Genomic DNA, 17,629 nt, shown 5'->3' with positions numbered 1-17,629 from the left:
TTATAAAGTTGAACCTAAACTAACCACGACTATCTCAAAGGATAACAAAGCTATTTTCCCTAATGGCAATATTAAAACACTGAGTGGATCGACTTATAGTAAAATAATTGGTTTTAATGAAATAATCGAGAATAGTGATGAAAAAACGTTTACTTCTTTTGTTCGATATATCGATTGATTAATCTGTTTGGGGGAGTAAGTAGTTTTTTGCTGTCTAAAGTGTAAGAAGGGATATGCGATTGCGATTTTAAGCAGGTGAGCGGAGTTGAATGGGGATTAACTATGTTAATGACAATGATTAAATTATTTGTTCTTATCCCTTATCTATTGTTAGGTGGTTGTAGTGGGCTTATCAATATATATCTGGATAATAAATTCCCCGTCAATATGAATAATGATGGCAAAAAAATCACGGTTTATTCAACTATTTACCCTGAAATGGTAGTGCAAGTCCGAGGTACTTATACATCTAATAAGTGTGAACGTTCTCATTTTAGTGCTGATTATACCGAAGTCACTTATTCCTCTTTAACACAAAAAGTGGAGGTAGAGCGTAAAATAGCAGAGGATAATAAAACCGCAACCTACACCGTGCCTATTGATGGAGGGGGATGGTGTAATTGGAAGTTAGTAGAAATAAAACTAGCGCCAGTCTCTACCATTTATAAAAATCATATGGTGATTAGTAAGGTTATCCAAATTGTCGATGACAAACATTCAAAAATAGAACTATTTACTACATTAGCCCCTGTTATAGTGGAAGAAGATGATCAATCTATCTATTATTCACCATCAATCACGGAAGGTGAGAAAAAACTATCCAATAAATCAGATGGAGAAATCTATTTTAATTATAAAGTTGAACCTAAATTAACCACGACTATCTCAAAAGATGAAAAAGTTATTTTTCCTAATGGGAGTATTAAAGAGCCGACCTTTTCTATTTATACTGGAAGGGTTAGTTTTAATGAAATAATCGAGAATAGTGATGAAAAAGCGTTTACTTCTTTTGTGAGATATATTGATTAATCAATAGGTTACTATTCTAATTCAACTATTAATTTAACTATGCAATCTTATAGATTTATTTGATATGAGCTAACCTTCGATGGTGATCATCTTCTATGTATGTACATTACGTTAAATATGATTCTGTTGCTCCTGACCGTTTACTGTACTTTCCAACGCTTACTAGGCAATAGTACAGTGGTTTTAACAGCAAATCGAATCAGTAAATTGTTATTATCACAATACAATCAAGACCATCCAGAGACAGCAAGATTTCTACCGATTTTTATAGCTTATAACTATTCGATATAATAAAACCTAAATAACCTTATTAATTACGTTAGACCGAAATGAAATAAGTGATATAGTGGTTATATATTGCTTATTTATTATTCTTTTTAGTTATATGAATATGAGCGGAATAACAGAATAATAAGTCTTTTGTAAAGGGATCGTGCTTCTATGAAATTACAACAGTTGCGTTATATCGTTGAAGTGGTGAATAACGATTTAAACGTCTCAACGACAGCAGAGCGTTTATATACCTCTCAGCCGGGGATCAGTAAACAAATTCGTATGCTAGAAGATGAGTTGGGTATACAAATATTCTCTCGCAGTGGTAAGCACTTAACACATGTGACGCCAGCGGGGGAAGAAATTGTCAGATTATCTCGTGAGATATTATCCAAAACAGAAGCTATCCGTTCGGCTGCAGGGGAACACACTTATCCTGATCGCGGTTCGCTTTCTATTGCCACCACTCATACACAAGCGCGTTATGTTTTACCCCCAGTGATTAAAGGTTTTATAGAACGTTATCCCGAAGTGTCATTACATATGAATCAGGGTTCACCGACACAAATTGCAGAAGATGTTTGCCGTGGTAAAAGTGATTTTGCTATAGCGACAGAATCACTACATCTGTATAACGATTTAGTGATGTTACCTTGTTATCGTTGGAATCGTATTGTGGTGGTAACTAAAGATCACCCATTGGCGCAAAAGCGTGAAGTTACCTTACAAGAGCTTGCAACTTACGATATCGTTACTTATACCCATGGTTTTACTGGGCGTTCTGATCTTGACGAAGCCTTTGGTAAAGTGGGTTTAAAGCCTAAAATTGTTTTTACTGCAACGGATGCGGATGTAATAAAAACTTATGTCAGGCTACACTTAGGTATTGGTGTGATTGCGAGTATGGCATTTGATCCGATGCTTGATAGCGATTTAGTCGCTATTGATATGCGTGATAAATTTAGTTATAGCACCACAAAAATTGCATTTCGACGTAGTGGTTTTTTACGCGGTTATATGTATGACTTTATGTGGCGTTTTGCCCCACATCTAACACGTAATTTGGTGGAACAAGCGACAGCTTTACGCACCAATGAAGAAATTGAAGAGTTATTTAAAGATATCGAGTTACCTTTAGTTTAATACGCAAAGGCGGGTATATTATCCCGCCTTTTACCATTATGTAACTTATAACATTAATGCTATTGCAATAAAAAGTCCCCACTAAAAAATGAATCAGATTGAGTAATACTCAACTGACGAAACTTATTTAAAAAAGCATAAAATTGTCGATTAATCAGTGGATCATTAAGTGCACCAATATCAAAAATTGAGGTGATTGTTGTGTATTCTACTGAAATCGTAAATTTTCGCCCCGAACAACTGGCTAATAACATTTTGGCTGTTCGATGTGAGAAACGTAGACTCATTATTTTTAATTTAGGTACAAAAATAAGCTGATTATTATGATTAAGGATTTCCGTCACACCTGCAATAGTTATCGTTTTATAGCTATCAAAGGATTGGCGTATTCCTAGTTCAATTTGTTGTCCCTGATTGCGTAAAAAATCGATAAACTCGGCTAATGACGGTGACGCTGCATTAATGGCTGCACCTAATAACAGTTGCACAAAGGCTTGAGCAATTGAAAAATCAAATGTTTGCTTATCAAGTCGTTTGCTTTCAACTTTATTACGGCTAAGCAAAGGCAAATGATTAAGGGTTTCTAGCCAATGCTCTGGTTGATAATAAGCTTCACTATCTTCTTTTTTTAATACTGAAAGATGATTCGACATAATAGAGATTAAGGCAATTTGTATATCTTTCAGCTGTGTCATGATCATTTTTTCTGATTCGTTAAAACGTTTAGGTGAAGCGATAATAAATTGAACAAGTCCTTCTGTATCTTTGATATTAAGTGTCTGTTGTAATGATTTTATTGCTAAAGGCTGTGGAAAAGGGGGCGTAATAGGTTGTGCAAAATAACTATCAGCCATCATAATCTTTTTTAGTTGTTCGGCTTGTTGATTGTTCATATACATTATCCTTTATTTGCAATAATAGCCCCATTAAATCCTAATTAAGTTAAAAGAAAGAGATTAAGTTTTGTTAGTAATATAATCTCAATAACATCATATTAACAAATCGTGTGGTCCGTAAGCGAAATTTCTCTTTCTATGATATGGTTAATAGATAACCTTACCTATTTTGATAGTTTGTGATTGCTGTCAGCATAAAAATAAGAAGGAGAGGAGCTATGTCGTTACGTCTGAAAAAGGAGAGTCTTTCTACGCTCTCTGTAGGTACTCATCAATATGAGTATTACCGTCTTTCTGAAGTTGCTCGTCAATTAGGGGATATCACTCGTCTCCCTAAATCGTTAAAGGTTCTGCTAGAAAATTTAGTCCGCTATCTTGATGATGATACGGTTGTTGAAGATGATATTAAGGCATTGGTAGATTGGCAAAAAAATGCCCACGCCTCCCGTGAAATTGCCTATCGCCCAGCAAGAGTATTAATGCAAGATTTTACGGGTGTACCTGCCGTTGTTGATTTAGCCGCTATGCGTGAAGCCGTAAAATCTTTGGGGGGAAATGTAGAAAAAGTTAATCCACTTTCTCCTGTTGACTTGGTTATCGACCATTCGGTGATGGTTGATAAATATGCCAGTGATGATGCTTTTGAGAAAAACGTTGAAATTGAAATGCAGCGTAACTATGAGCGTTATCTCTTTTTACGTTGGGGGCAACAGTCGTTTGAACGTTTTCGTGTAGTACCTCCTGGAACGGGCATTTGCCATCAGGTTAACTTAGAATATTTAGGTAAAGCGATATGGTCTGAACAACAAAATGGCCGACATATTGCTTACCCTGATACTTTGGTTGGAACCGATTCACATACTACTATGATCAATGGTCTGGGCGTATTGGGTTGGGGCGTTGGTGGCATTGAAGCGGAAGCTGCGATGTTAGGCCAACCGATCTCAATGCTGATCCCTGATGTGGTAGGTTTTAAGTTAACGGGTAAACTACGTGAGGGGATCACAGCGACTGACCTAGTATTAACCGTAACGCAAATGTTACGTCAACATGGTGTGGTAGGGAAATTTGTTGAGTTTTATGGTGATGGACTGGCTTCTTTGCCTCTTGCTGACCGAGCGACGATTGCCAATATGTCACCTGAATATGGTGCAACCTGTGGCTTCTTTCCTATTGACGAAATTACACTAGATTATTTACGTCTTACCGGGCGTGAAGAGCAAGAAATTGCATTAGTTGAAGCCTATAGTAAAGAGCAAGGCTTATGGCGTCATGCCGGTGATGAACCTATTTTCACCTCAACCTTATCGTTAGATATGGGCACTGTGGAAGCAAGTCTTGCTGGCCCTAAACGACCACAAGATAGAGTTAACTTGCTGAATGTACCAAAAGCATTTAAAGCTGCTGTAGAGCTTGAAACAAATAAAAAACCTCTTGCTCAATATCCTCAGGTCACCATTGATAATCAGCCTCCTTTTACCTTAACGGATGGTGCGGTAGTGATTGCAGCGATCACCTCATGTACCAATACCTCTAACCCTAATGTCTTAATGGCCGCAGGTCTACTGGCTAAAAATGCGGTAGAAAAAGGCCTACAGCGTAAGCCATGGGTCAAATCGTCATTAGCCCCCGGCTCTAAAGTGGTGACAGACTACTTAGCACTGGCAGGATTAACACCTTATTTAGATAAACTTGGTTTTAATTTGGTTGGTTATGGTTGTACCACATGTATTGGTAACTCAGGGCCTTTATTAGCCCCGATTGAAGAGGCGATTAAAGATAATGATTTAACTATAGCCGCTGTATTATCGGGTAATCGTAACTTTGAAGGTCGTATCCATCCTTTAGTGAAAACCAACTGGCTTGCTTCTCCTCCTTTAGTCGTGGCTTATGCGCTATCTGGTAATATGAATATTGATTTGACCAAAGAGCCATTAGGTGAAGATAAGCAGGGCAATCCAGTCTATTTGAAAGATATTTGGCCTGACAGTAAAGCCATTGCCGATGCGGTGGAAAAAGTAAAAACGCAGATGTTCCATAAAGAGTATTCTGCGGTATTTGATGGTGATGAAACTTGGCAATCACTAAAAATACAAGATACCCCGGTGTATGCTTGGCAACCTGATTCTACCTATATTCGCCATCCTCCTTTTTTTGAAGGTATGACAAAAACACCAGAGGCGATTAAAGATATTCACCAAGCCAGTATTTTAGCCATATTAGGTGACTCGGTGACCACCGATCATATTTCACCTGCTGGGAATATTAAAGCCGATAGCCCTGCTGGGCGTTATCTTCGAGAGCATGGTGTTGAACCAAAAGACTTTAACTCTTACGGTTCAAGACGTGGTAATCACGAAGTCATGATGCGAGGAACTTTTGCAAATATTCGTATTCGTAATGAAATGGTGCCGGGGATCGAAGGGGGCTTTACAAAACATATTCCAACGGGAGAAACGTTAGCCATTTATGATGCGGCGATGCGTTATCAGCAAGAAAATACGCCTTTAGCCATTATTGCCGGTAATGAATATGGATCAGGCTCTAGCCGTGACTGGGCCGCCAAAGGTACACGATTATTAGGTGTGCGAGTGGTGATAGCCGGATCGTTTGAACGTATTCACCGTTCTAATTTGATTGGTATGGGAGTATTACCTTTAGAATTTCCTAACGGTGTATCACGCCAGACTTTAGGGCTCAAAGGTGATGAAAAAATTGAGATAACGGGGCTTAATTCGCTAACACCGGGTCAAGATGTCGCTGTCAATATTACTTTTGCAGATGGTCGCCAAGAAACTATTATGGCTCGTTGTCGTATTGATACGCAAACTGAGCTGGCTTATTTTGAACATGGCGGGATCTTGCATTATGTTATTCGTAATATGTTGTAAAATAATTTAGTAAGTATTAATTAGTTGGCGAAGAATGATGAATTAATTCTTCGCTTTCTTTTTTATAATAGAATATTTTTATATTTCATAATATCGACAAATGATTTCATCTAATACTATAAACTAACCATTAAATGCTAAACGTATTTTTAATGAGTATCAAGTTAATATAACAATATTAACAGGGTGTTATTATGGAGGTGTTTATGAAGAAATATAAAATAACGAGTGAAACAAAAGAATATAATGGTGTTACTTTATATAGAATTAGAAGAGTGTATACAGATAGTCCAGGAGGATGGATAGAAAATGAAAGTAATTTAAGCAGAGATGATAATTGTTTTATTTTTGATAATGTAATGGTATTTGGTAATGCTAAAGTCACAGATAATGCAATTATAAGAAATAATGTGAAGATCTACGGTAATGCAATAGTTAAGGGAAATAGTAAAGTAAAAGACAATGCAGAGATTTATGGTAATGTGCTAGTGGAAGATAATGTGACAATATCTGATGATGTTGTAATATATGATAATGCAGTTATTAAAGATAATGCGAGAATATCTGACGATGCTGTAATATATGATAATGCTGTTATTAAAGATAATGCTAAAGTATCAGAATATGCTATTGTTCGTGGTGATGCAATAGTTGAAAAAAATGGTTGGGTGACTGGTTATGCGACTGTTGAGGGAAATACAATTGTATCGAAAGGTGAGGTTATTAAGAGCCAATTTGGCTCTTGGGATGATATTGATGAACTAAGAGCATTTTATATTTATATTAATAGATATAACAGTACAGCGACTGCATATGTTAATGGTAGACATCAGGTACCTATTACTATTTATATAGAGGCTTTAGATAAAAATGGTCGTATCATAAAAATAGCCAAAGAAGATATTTATAGAAATACACATATTGTAAATGAAAAAAATCTTCCTATTGACCGCAATAATATTTCTTTATCTGATAAAGAAAATGGATTTGTATTTCCAAGCAGTAAAGAAGCAACATTGAACTCCCCTGATGCATCTACTTGTGTTATTTATCTTTCTGTTAATAAAGTGATAGATACCTTTAGGATTTGTGCACAGACTCACATTAAAGGAAAAGAGTATACTACAGCCTTTAAAAATAATTACAGTGATTATTTAAATTTTATCATTCTGGACGTTGCACCAAAAAAAATATTTACAGAAGCAGATGTAGACATAGAACCGCTAGTAAATCCTAGAATAGAAAAAGATGTAGAAACATCAGGTGATGTCTTGACGAAATATTATCTAAGGTTTAACGGTAATAATAGAACGATAACTAAGAGTGTAGAGTATGAAGAAAATAAATCTTTTCATTATTTTCAAAAAGGTCATTATCAGATTATTAGCACATCGACTGATAAATATATTAAAAAAATTCCATTAAAGCCTCATTATTACACTAAGGAATTCCATTTTAAACCAGATACTTTAATTCCGGTCACATCAGCAAATGATGAGGATGGGGTATGTTTCTGGAGCTATAGTATAGAATATGGAAAAGCGTTTACATCCAGTAGGAAAGATGAAGAAATGAATTGTATTATATATGATCAATATGGTAATGATCTTCAAGTATCAATTAAAGCAGATGAAAATAATAAATTAAAGTTTTATTTTGGGTCATAACTATTAATAAATAGGTCACTTATTATAAGTGACCTGATAAATTATAAGTTGTGTTTACCACCCTTGAATAGCACCACCTTTAAAAATGGTCTCAGCGGCTGTTGCCACTTCGGGTGACTGGTAGGCTTTAATAAAATCGCGTACATTCTCTGCTTCTTTATTATCTTTTCTTGTAACAATAATATTAGTATAAGGTGAACTTTTATCTTCAATAAAAATACTGTCTTTGGTTGGTGATAAATTAATTTGTTGGATATAAGTTGTGCTAATTATCGCAACTGTTACTTGGGGATCGTTTAATACTCGTGGTAGTTGCGCACCTTCTAATTGCATAATATTTAATTTAAGTGGATTATCAATAATATCGAGTGTTGTGGGTAATAGGCCACTGTCAGGGTTTAAGGTGATCAGTTTCTCTTTTTGTAGCAATAATAATGCGCGCCCCAAGTTGGTTGGATCATTGGGCAGTGCTATTGTATCACCGGGTTTTAATTCTTGAGGATGTTTAATTTTGGTTGAATAACCCGCCATAGGAAAAACAAAGGTATTGCCTACCGCGACGAGGTTATAACCACGAGAACGATTATCTTGCTCAAGGAAAGGGCGATGTTGGAACACATTGGCATCTAATTCTTTGTTTGCAGTGGGATCGTTAGGTAACAATGAGCCACTAAAACCCACCAGCTCAACCTCTAAACCATATTTTTCTTTAGCCACTTTTTTAGCGACTTCTGCCACATCTTGCTCTGCACCATTAATCACCCCCACTTTAATTGCATAACGGTTGTTATCATTGTTATCGCAACCTGTTAATAGTGTCCCAGCTAATAAAAGAGACGCAAAAATCCTACCAGAAAAATGTAATGGCATTATGCTATTCCTATTAAAAATTATTTAGTTATAAATAGCTTAAAGCCAGTTAAAGAGTCAACAGCTTGCCATATGATAAAATTTCACATGATATAATTTAATAATTAAAGGATAAAAAAATCATCTTGAAAATAGTCAGTAGCTTGATGGGGGTAAGTGCAGGAAAATAAAATCCGGGCTAAATCACCCGGATTGAATAATAACGCTGATAATCTATCCGATATTTATGTTATTGCGCTTTTTTAAATAACATATGTCCCATTTTATCCGCTTTAGTATCAAGATAATGAGCATTACTTGGATTACGTCCTACGATTAATGGAACACGCTCTACCACGTTGATCCCAGCTTCTTTCATTATTTCGATTTTCTTTGGATTATTGGTTAATAATCGTACTTCATGTATGCCTAATAGATTATACATATCAGCGCAAAGGGTGAAGTCACGCTCATCGGCTTTAAATCCTAACTTTAGATTAGCTTCGACAGTATCTAATCCTTGGTCTTGTAATGCATAAGCGCGGATTTTATTAAGTAAACCAATATTGCGACCTTCTTGGCGATGATAAAGTAATACACCACGGCCTTCTTTGCTAATTTGTGAAAGGGCAGCTTCTAGCTGAAAACCACAATCACAACGCAGGCTAAATAGTGCATCGCCAGTTAAACATTCAGAATGAATACGGGATAAAACGGGTTTTGTGCCAGAAATGTCACCAAAAACGAGGGCAACATGATCTTTTCCTGTGGCAATTTCTTCAAAACCCACCATTAAAAACTCACCAAAAGGAGTAGGGAGTTTTGCTTCTGCGATACGTCTTAATTTCATTATTTTTGACTCATAATTTCAGGTGATACTCTCGTTCAAGATTATACACTTTATAACGAGGACAAAGAGAAATAAAACACTGAAATGGTTCCTTGTCTAAATCGGCAGGGAATTTGATCACACACACTTAATAAATCACACCTAAACAAATTATCAGATTTTAAGCCTACTTGCATAATTATTTATTGCTAAACTGGTATTGTTTATACTAATCATTTATATCAGTTAATCATCAGTAAATAAAAACAGTGCATACAGAATAGATAAGGACAAATAGATTGAATAAGCAAATATCAGTATTGATGCTTTTAGGAAGTGGATTGCTTTTGATTGTACCTATTGTGGTGCTTATTCTGGGATGGCAATGGCAACCATCAGCACATCCTCTGGGAGGCGAAAGCACTTTATGGATAGCCAATAGTGCGGCTAAACCTTGGGGAGCTTTAACTATATTACTTTGCCTTGTTTTGCTCTTTTTTATTCTTAAACTACCTAAAAAAGCATTTATTCAGTTGGCAATTATTATGGTCGCGACTTTGGTGTTGGGGCAGTTGATCAAAGTGGTTGTAAAAAATAGCGTTAAAGAGCCACGACCTTATGTGGTTTGGGTCAGTAACCAACTATCAATATCACCAGAACATTTTTACCAAGTGTCTCGTCCTGAGCGTGAGCAACTGTTGCATAATGGATTATCTCATTCGTCGCTGATCCCTCAATGGCAATTAAGCCATTGGCGAGCAGAAACCGGTTATGCCTTTCCTTCTGGACACAGCTTATTCTCTGCAACACTGGCTTTATTTGTGTTTGTGCTGTGTATGTTACGACGCCACTATTTTTTAGCCAGCTTAGGGATATTATGGGGTATTGATGTGACTGTCGGACGAATAATATTAGGTATGCACTGGGCATCTGATGTGATTGTCGGTATTCTGATTAGTGCTGTGTTGGTGTGGTGTGCATTTTGGATGATTGAACGACGATTGTTGTTAAAACCTTGATAATCGTTTTTCTTTTTGAGATAGCGAATTTATTTTTCACTATTTATGTGAAAAAATATACGAAAATCAGATGATTCTAAGAAATGACTTTCTTTGTGAGTGGTGAAAATGCTACCTTTATCCCTTATCCAAAGAAAAGAGAATAAAAAGGAAATAATGTGAAGAAAGTTCTACTTTTTATTTTGGTTGTTCTGGTGCTAGCTATTGTCGTAATAGCCATGACGTTAGGTTCAAATAATGATCAGGTGATCACCTTCAATTATCTTATTGCTCAAGGTGAATATCGTATCTCTACTTTATTAGCCACGCTGTTTGGTGTTGGTTTTGTACTGGGCTGGATCGTCAGTGGCGTTTTTTACTTGCGAGTACGTTTATCATTAGTAAGAGCAAAGCGTAAAATTAAGCGCCTTGAAAGTGAGCAAACCAAACAAGAAAGCCAAGAAAATCGTTCTACAGCCGTTTCTACTGTAAAATAAGGACGAGAATAGATGCTTGAGTTGCTGTTTCTGTTATTACCGGTCGCTGCGGCTTATGGCTGGTATATGGGGCGTCGTGGTGCGCAACAGGATAAACAGCAAAATGCCGATCGCCTGTCACGTGAATATGTGGCAGGGGTTAACTTTTTACTTTCTGATCAACAAGACAAAGCGGTTGATCTGTTCCTTGAAATGCTTAAAGAGGATAGCTCAGCCTTTGAAGCACATCTTACTTTAGGTAATCTATTTCGCTCTCGTGGTGAAGTTGAACGTGCGATTCGTATTCACCAATCGTTAATGGAGAGCGCGGCACTCTCTTTTGAACAACGTCTTCTCGCTATTCAGCAACTTGGCCGTGATTATGTCGCAGCAGGGGTTTATGATCGCGCTGAACATATGTTTTTACAGCTGATTGATGAGCAGGATTTTCGTCAAAGTGCATTACAATCCCTCCTAGCCATTTATCAACTTACCAGTGACTGGGGTAAGGCGATAGAAACCGCAGAGAAATTGGTAAAACTGGGTCAACATGAACTTAAAGAGCAAATTGCTCATTTCTATTGTGAACTCGCATTGCAAGAAATGAGCAGTGATAATCTTGATAATGCGCTAAGTTTTCTACAAAAAGCCGGGCAAATGGATCCACTTTGTGCCCGTGTTTCCATTATGTATGGTCGTATCTATATCGCGCGCGATGAAAAAAATAAAGCCATTGATGTATTAATGAAAGTGATTGAGCAAGATAAAGAGATGGTCAGTGAGACCTTGCCAATGCTTTTTGAATGCTTCCAATCTCAAGGTGATCCCGCACGTTGGGAAGCCTATCTACGTCAATGTGTCGAGAGTAATTGTGGTGCCATTGCAGAGCTTTATCTTGCCGATATTATTGAAGAGAAAGAGGGCATTGAAGCCGCACAGTTATATATTAATCGCCAACTAGAACGTCATCCTACCATGCGACTTTTCTATCGTTTAATGCGCTATCATTTAGCTGAAGCAGAAGAAGGACGCGCAAAAGAGAGTCTGATCTTATTACGTTATATGGTCGGTGAGCAGATCCGCACAAAACCTGATTACCGTTGCCATAAATGTGGTTTTACCTCCCATGCATTATATTGGCATTGTCCATCCTGTCGCTCTTGGGATACCGTTAAGCCGATACGTGGCTTAGATGGTCAGTGACGATGTCACTTTTAATAGTCTCTTGATAAATAAAGGCCTTAAAATGTCATTTGATTGTGATAAAAAATCGCCCAGCTCTACCTGCGCGCCCGTTATTGTGGCACTAGACTATGAAGACCAAAAAAGTGCACTCGATTTTGCACAACGTATCGACCCTTCATCTTGTCGCCTTAAAATTGGTAAAGAGATGTTTACTCGCTTTGGACCGCAATTTGTAACGCAATTGCAACAGCAAGGGTTTGATATTTTCTTAGATTTAAAATTTCATGATATACCCAATACGGTGGCGAGAGCAGTTGCCGCGGCTGCCGATTTAGGGGTATGGATGGTAAATGTGCATGCGAGTGGTGGTAGTCGTATGATGCGTGCGGCAAAGGAGAGCTTAAGATCATTTGGCAAAGAGGCACCGCTATTAACCGCTGTCACTGTGTTGACCAGTATGGATCAATCCGATCTCACTGAATTGGGCATTAACCTAACTCCAGCAGAACAAGCCGAACGCTTAGCATTACTGGCTAAAGCCTGTGGTCTTGATGGTGTGGTATGTTCGGCCCATGAAGCCACTCGTTTTAAACAAGTGTGTGGTGATGACTTTTTATTGGTCACTCCCGGAATTCGACCCGCGGGGAGCGAAGTGGGTGATCAGCGTCGAGTTATGACGCCAGAGCAAGCGATAGTGGCTGGGGTGGATTATATGGTGATCGGCAGACCTATTACACGCAGTGAAAATCCACTGGAAACTTTACAGCAAATTAATCGTTCTATACAAGGTGTTGTGCAACATGGATAATAATTCTCGGCTGGTTTATTCCACTGATATTGGTCGGATTAAAGAAGAAGAGCAGAAACCTACACGCCCCGCCGGTGATGGTATTGTGCGTATCCAACGTCAAACCAGTGGCCGTAAAGGTAAGGGTGTTTGTGTTATCTCCGGTATTGATTTGGATGATGCAGCTCTGGCTAAATTAGCGGCTGAATTAAAAAAGAAATGTGGTTGTGGTGGCAGTGTTAAAGAGGGATTAATTGAAATCCAAGGTGATAAACGGGATTTAATTAAATCTTTATTAGAAGCGAAAGGGATGAAAGTGAAATTGGCCGGAGGCTAAGGTAGTTCTTTATCACAACCCCAATCATCGATTGAAGCCTAGTATTCTACATATAGTGCGCTTATCTTGTTGAAGGTCGGCGCATTTTTATTATTAGCAAACTAGTTTTAGTGGTGACAGTGTCACTTTATATATCTGTAGAGTCGCAAAATGCAATAAATAAAAAAGCTGATAACCTGAGTAGGTTATCAGCTTGATAATATCTATTACGCTAAATAGCTGTTAAATCGGACGAGCAACAATATTACGCGTTTCTAGTTTCACATCTTCAATACGTACCGGAATAATGTCGTTGAGCTTATAGGCTGTTTCACCTTTAATAATGACAGAGCCAGTTTCTTGACTACATTGAATTTCGTCACGTACCGCATGTAAAAATGGTGCAGGAATAAAGGCAATAGCCCCATTTTCAACTAAACGTACCCGAATACCACCACGAGTAATATCAATAATTTCGGCATTAAAGGTACTCTCAGTGCCAGCAAAAGGTTTTAAGAAGCGCGCATATAACCAATCACCGACATCGCGCTCGGCCATACGGTTAGCACGACGACGTTCGGCAATACGAACACAATCTTCATCTTGCGGTTTTTCTGCCGCACTTTTGCTGATAATCGCTTTTAATAAACGGTGATTTAAGATATCACTGTATTTACGGATCGGTGATGTCCATGTCGCATAAGCTTCAAGGCCTAAACCAAAGTGAGGGCCTGGCTCTGTTTTTATTTCAGCGAAGTTTTGGAAACGACGAATACGGCTATCAAGGAATTGGTTTGGCTGATTATCCAGTTCACGACGTAAGCGACAGAAACCTTCAAGGGTTAATAACTCATCTGCGTTAGTTTCAATACCGTGCTCTTTTAAGGTTTGTGAGACTTGATCAATATAGAGCGGATCAAAACCAGTATGAACGTTATAAATACCAAAACCGAGATTACGACTAAGTACCTTTGCCGCACAAATATTGGCGGTGATCATCGCTTCTTCCACGATACGGTTGGCAGTACGACGTTTTTCCGCCACGATATCTAATACGTTGCCACTGTCATCAAGAATAAAGCGATAGTCAGGACGCTCTTTAAAGACGAGAGCATGTTGTTCACGCCATATATGACGTTTCTCGCTCATCTCTTTTAACAGCATGACTTGTTCATGAACAATCTCATTTTCGGGTGCCCACGGTGTTTCTTCACCTTCTAGCCAATCAGAAATATTGTCATAAACCAGTTTTGCTTTTGATTCTACCCATGCTGAGTAGAAGTGGATCTCATCGGTTAATGCACCATCCTCCATGATACCCACTTGGCAGACTAACGCAGGGCGTTTTTCATTAGGGCGCAATGAGCAGAGATTATCTGATAGCTCACGAGGTAACATCGGGATATTAAAGCCCGGTAGATAGTTTGTTAGCGCTCGTTGTGCGGCAATGGTATCTAATTTGCTATTAGGCTGAATATAAGCCGTTGGATCGGCAATAGCGATATACAGTGAAAGTTGGCCATTTTCTTCTTTACGAATATATAACGCATCGTCCATATCTTCGGTTGAAGCACTATCGATGGTCACAAAGGAGAGCGCGGTTAAATCTTCACGTGGTAGATCATCATGTAAGGTTAATGTTTCACTGTCTACTTCAGGTGCATTTCGCTCTAATTGATGACGCATTAATGTCACCCACCAAGGTGCAAAATGGTCATCTTTATCGGTAATAAAATCAGTTAATTCAGCTTGAAAATGTTTATCACCTTTAAGAGGATGTCGGCGCATTTCCGCCACTGCCCAATCTTGATCGGCAAATGGATGTGTTAAGCTTTTTATAGGACGACAAGGAATGGCATCTTTGAGTAGAGGGTGATCAGGAATAATCCATAGACGATTATCACCTTCTTTTTTCTGAACACGGCCGACAAAGCGAGTCAAAAAGGGTTCTACCAGCTCTTCAGGCTCAGCGGACTCTTTATCATTATTAGTATGTACGGCAGCAATAATGCGATCACCGTGCATCACTTTTTTCATTTGAGGAGGAGGGATAAAATAGCTTTTCTGACCATCAACTTCAAGGAAGCCAAAGCCTTTATCTGTCCCTTTTACAAGGCCTTCCACGCGCGGTGTTTGGGCATGGAGTTGCTGTTTTAGCTGAGCAAGCAGCGGATTGTCTTGAAACATATTTTTCCGGAAAGTCGGCAATTTTAATAATAAAAGTGGGCAATAGTTTTATTCGATTGTGTGTAATGACGCAAGTAATATGCATCAGAAAAACAGAGAAATTTGCACAATGTTATTGTGGATCTGTTTTTTCGGTATACTCACAGAGATCTTCAATAATACAAGAGCCACACCGTGGTTTTCTGGCAATACAGGTATAACGACCATGCAGGATAAGCCAATGGTGGCAATCGACTTTAAATTCTGCCGGTACCACTTTTAGCAGTTTTTGTTCCACTTCATTAACATTTTTTCCCGGTGCAAATTTAGTGCGATTACACACGCGAAAGATATGTGTATCAACAGCAATGGTCGGCCAACCAAAAGCGGTGTTAAGTACGACATTCGCTGTTTTACGACCGACACCGGGTAATGCCTCTAAAGCTTCTCTATTTTCAGGAACTTGGCCATGATGTTTATCTACCAATATTTGGCAGGTTTTAATCACATTCTCAGCTTTTGTATTAAATAGGCCAATGGTCTTAATATAGGATTTGATCCCCTCAACACCTAATTCCAGCATTGCTTGAGGTGTATTGGCAACAGGGTAAAGTTTTGCTGTTGCCTTATTAACACTAACATCGGTGGCTTGTGCAGAGAGTAACACGGAGATCAATAATTCAAACGGGGAGTTAAATCTTAACTCAGTAGTAGGATGCGGATTGTTATCCCGCAACCTAGTTAAAATTTCTATACGTTTAGCTTGATTCATTATGCTCACAAATTAGTTTTTAACAATATGACTGCCACAACCTTGTTCTTTTTCATAGGTTTTGGTCGTGGATGGAACGCGTTTTTTCTGTTTTTCATCAATCAGGTATTTTATGGCCAGCATAAAACCTAAACCAATAAAGGCACCGGGTGGTAAAATAGCCAGTAAGAAAGGTGAGTCTAAATGTACTATCTCAACCCTTAATACTTGCGCCCATTCACCTAATAATAAATCAGCACCATCAAATAAAGTGCCATTACCTAATATTTCACGCATTGCCCCTAAAACAAAAAGTGCCGCTGTTGCACCTAATCCCATAGCAAAGCCATCAATTGCTGAAGGGAAAACTTCATTTTTAGCTGCAAACGCCTCTGCACGACCAATCACAATACAGTTAGTGACAATAAGAGGAATAAATATTCCTAACGATTGGTATAAACCATAAGCATAGGCATTGATAAGCAATTGTACCGCACTAACAACGGATGCGATAATCATAACATAAATTGGAATACGAATTTCAGAGGGAACCCAACGACGTAAACTCGACACTGCCACATTGGTACAAACTAATACTAATGTTGTGGCTAGACCTAAGCCTAAAGCATTGGTCGCGGTAGAAGACACTGCCAGTAATGGGCACAGCCCTAATAATTGAACTAAAGCAGAGTTATTCTTCCATAATCCTTGTGAAAACAGTTCTTTGATCATACTCATTTTAATTCGCCTCACAAGCTGAAAGGGTATCTAATTTTTCAGGTAAAGATTGTATTAACCATGCAGTGCGTTTTGATGCATTAACGACGGCTCTTGGTGTGATAGTTGCTCCGGTGAATTGGTCAAAATCACCACCATCTTTTTTTACCGCCCAATGTGAGTCATGAGCACTGGTAATAAACTTGTTACTTAATGAGTAAATCCAATCTGAAATACGCGTTTCTATTTTATCACCTAGCCCCGGTGTTTCATTATGTGTTGTCACGCGAACACCGAGTACTTTGCCACTAAAATCAGCACCAACCAATAATTCAATCGCCCCTGAATAACCGTCCGGTGCCGTTGATTCTAATGCGGCGGCGACAGGTTTACCATTAAAACGAGCAACATAAAGTTTATGTGGTTTTTCATTACCTAATGCTTTATCTGTCAAAATATAACAATCTTGCGCGAGATGGTTATTGTAGAGAGAGGTTGGGATCACTTGGTCTAATAATTTCTGTTTTTCTAAAGCCGCTTGCTCTGCGATAGTATTCGCCGTCAAGTGATAGACGACAGCCGTTAACCCTGTGGTACAGGCCGCAAAGATAGCTAATGTTAACCCATGACGTTTTAGTATCTCGATCATCATTATC

General features: G+C 38.3%; 16 protein-coding genes. 9 read left to right on the top strand and 7 right to left on the bottom strand.

The window, feature by feature from the left end; genetic code table 11:
• The first annotated feature begins 282 nt into the window (after window positions 1-282).
• Window positions 283-1,029, top strand: coding sequence for a hypothetical protein (locus AACU95_RS06365; RefSeq protein ID WP_161737201.1), 747 nt, complete (start codon window positions 283-285; stop codon window positions 1,027-1,029).
• A gap of 441 nt (window positions 1,030-1,470) precedes the next feature.
• Window positions 1,471-2,445: an HTH-type transcriptional regulator CysB gene (gene cysB, locus AACU95_RS06360; protein ID WP_004243041.1), complete on the top strand. Its 975-nt coding sequence runs from the start codon at window positions 1,471-1,473 to the stop codon at window positions 2,443-2,445.
• Window positions 2,446-2,504: 59 nt separating this feature from the next.
• Here cysB and AACU95_RS06355 read toward each other — a convergent pair whose 3' ends face one another.
• Window positions 2,505-3,338: a hypothetical protein gene (locus tag AACU95_RS06355; RefSeq protein ID WP_004248113.1), complete on the bottom strand. Its 834-nt coding sequence runs from the start codon at window positions 3,336-3,338 to the stop codon at window positions 2,505-2,507.
• Between the two features lie 221 nt (window positions 3,339-3,559).
• Between AACU95_RS06355 and acnA the strand changes: the two genes are divergently transcribed.
• Together acnA and AACU95_RS06345 are read left to right on the top strand one after the other, a co-directional pair.
• The gene (acnA, locus tag AACU95_RS06350) at window positions 3,560-6,232 is read left to right on the top strand and encodes an aconitate hydratase AcnA (RefSeq protein WP_004248112.1); all 2,673 of its coding nucleotides are present in this window, start codon (window positions 3,560-3,562) and stop codon (window positions 6,230-6,232) included.
• A 206-nt stretch (window positions 6,233-6,438) separates the two neighbouring features.
• Complete coding sequence (locus AACU95_RS06345) at window positions 6,439-7,899, top strand: transferase (RefSeq protein ID WP_141192219.1); 1,461 nt, start codon at window positions 6,439-6,441, stop codon at window positions 7,897-7,899.
• 54 nt (window positions 7,900-7,953) lie between these two features.
• Here AACU95_RS06345 and AACU95_RS06340 read toward each other — a convergent pair whose 3' ends face one another.
• Together AACU95_RS06340 and ribA are read right to left on the bottom strand one after the other, a co-directional pair.
• A complete protein-coding gene (locus AACU95_RS06340) occupies window positions 7,954-8,769 on the bottom strand; it encodes a MetQ/NlpA family lipoprotein (protein ID WP_141192218.1) in 816 nt (271 codons plus the stop codon).
• A gap of 229 nt (window positions 8,770-8,998) precedes the next feature.
• Complete coding sequence (gene ribA, locus AACU95_RS06335; RefSeq protein ID WP_004243033.1) at window positions 8,999-9,598, bottom strand: GTP cyclohydrolase II; 600 nt, start codon at window positions 9,596-9,598, stop codon at window positions 8,999-9,001.
• A gap of 278 nt (window positions 9,599-9,876) precedes the next feature.
• Here ribA and pgpB point away from each other — a divergent pair, with 278 nt between their 5' ends.
• The 5 genes from pgpB to yciH all read left to right on the top strand — a co-directional run bounded on the left by pgpB (window position 9,877) and on the right by yciH (window position 13,360).
• Window positions 9,877-10,596 carry a phosphatidylglycerophosphatase B gene (gene pgpB / locus AACU95_RS06330; protein WP_062814292.1) on the top strand — a complete coding sequence of 240 codons (720 nt, stop codon included), beginning with the start codon at window positions 9,877-9,879 and terminating at the stop codon, window positions 10,594-10,596.
• 158 nt (window positions 10,597-10,754) lie between these two features.
• Window positions 10,755-11,072 carry a LapA family protein gene (locus tag AACU95_RS06325; protein ID WP_004243031.1) on the top strand — a complete coding sequence of 106 codons (318 nt, stop codon included), beginning with the start codon at window positions 10,755-10,757 and terminating at the stop codon, window positions 11,070-11,072.
• A gap of 12 nt (window positions 11,073-11,084) precedes the next feature.
• A complete protein-coding gene (lapB, locus tag AACU95_RS06320; RefSeq protein ID WP_004243030.1) occupies window positions 11,085-12,254 on the top strand; it encodes a lipopolysaccharide assembly protein LapB in 1,170 nt (389 codons plus the stop codon).
• A gap of 43 nt (window positions 12,255-12,297) precedes the next feature.
• Complete coding sequence (gene pyrF / locus AACU95_RS06315; protein ID WP_004248107.1) at window positions 12,298-13,044, top strand: orotidine-5'-phosphate decarboxylase; 747 nt, start codon at window positions 12,298-12,300, stop codon at window positions 13,042-13,044.
• Window positions 13,037-13,360, top strand: coding sequence for a stress response translation initiation inhibitor YciH (yciH, locus tag AACU95_RS06310; RefSeq protein WP_004248106.1), 324 nt, complete (start codon window positions 13,037-13,039; stop codon window positions 13,358-13,360). Before pyrF ends, yciH begins: the two co-directional genes overlap by 8 nt.
• Before the next feature lie 222 nt (window positions 13,361-13,582).
• Here yciH and AACU95_RS06305 read toward each other — a convergent pair whose 3' ends face one another.
• The 4 genes from AACU95_RS06305 to rsxG form a co-directional block, all read right to left on the bottom strand.
• Window positions 13,583-15,526, bottom strand: a complete 1,944-nt coding sequence (locus AACU95_RS06305) for an exoribonuclease II (protein WP_062814293.1) — start codon at window positions 15,524-15,526, stop codon at window positions 13,583-13,585.
• Window positions 15,527-15,638: 112 nt separating this feature from the next.
• On the bottom strand, window positions 15,639-16,277 hold the full coding sequence (gene nth, locus AACU95_RS06300) for an endonuclease III (protein WP_004243025.1): 639 nt from the start codon (window positions 16,275-16,277) through the stop codon (window positions 15,639-15,641).
• Window positions 16,278-16,289: 12 nt separating this feature from the next.
• On the bottom strand, window positions 16,290-16,994 hold the full coding sequence (locus AACU95_RS06295; protein ID WP_004243024.1) for an electron transport complex subunit E: 705 nt from the start codon (window positions 16,992-16,994) through the stop codon (window positions 16,290-16,292).
• A gap of 1 nt (window position 16,995) precedes the next feature.
• Complete coding sequence (gene rsxG / locus AACU95_RS06290) at window positions 16,996-17,622, bottom strand: electron transport complex subunit RsxG (protein ID WP_004248104.1); 627 nt, start codon at window positions 17,620-17,622, stop codon at window positions 16,996-16,998.
• Window positions 17,623-17,629 lie beyond the last annotated feature (7 nt).

The sequence above is a fragment of the Proteus sp. G4415 genome, assembly GCF_963896075.1.
GTDB classification, from domain to species: Bacteria; Pseudomonadota; Gammaproteobacteria; order Enterobacterales; family Enterobacteriaceae; genus Proteus; species Proteus mirabilis.
This window is presented reverse-complemented; position numbering and strand designations above follow the sequence as displayed.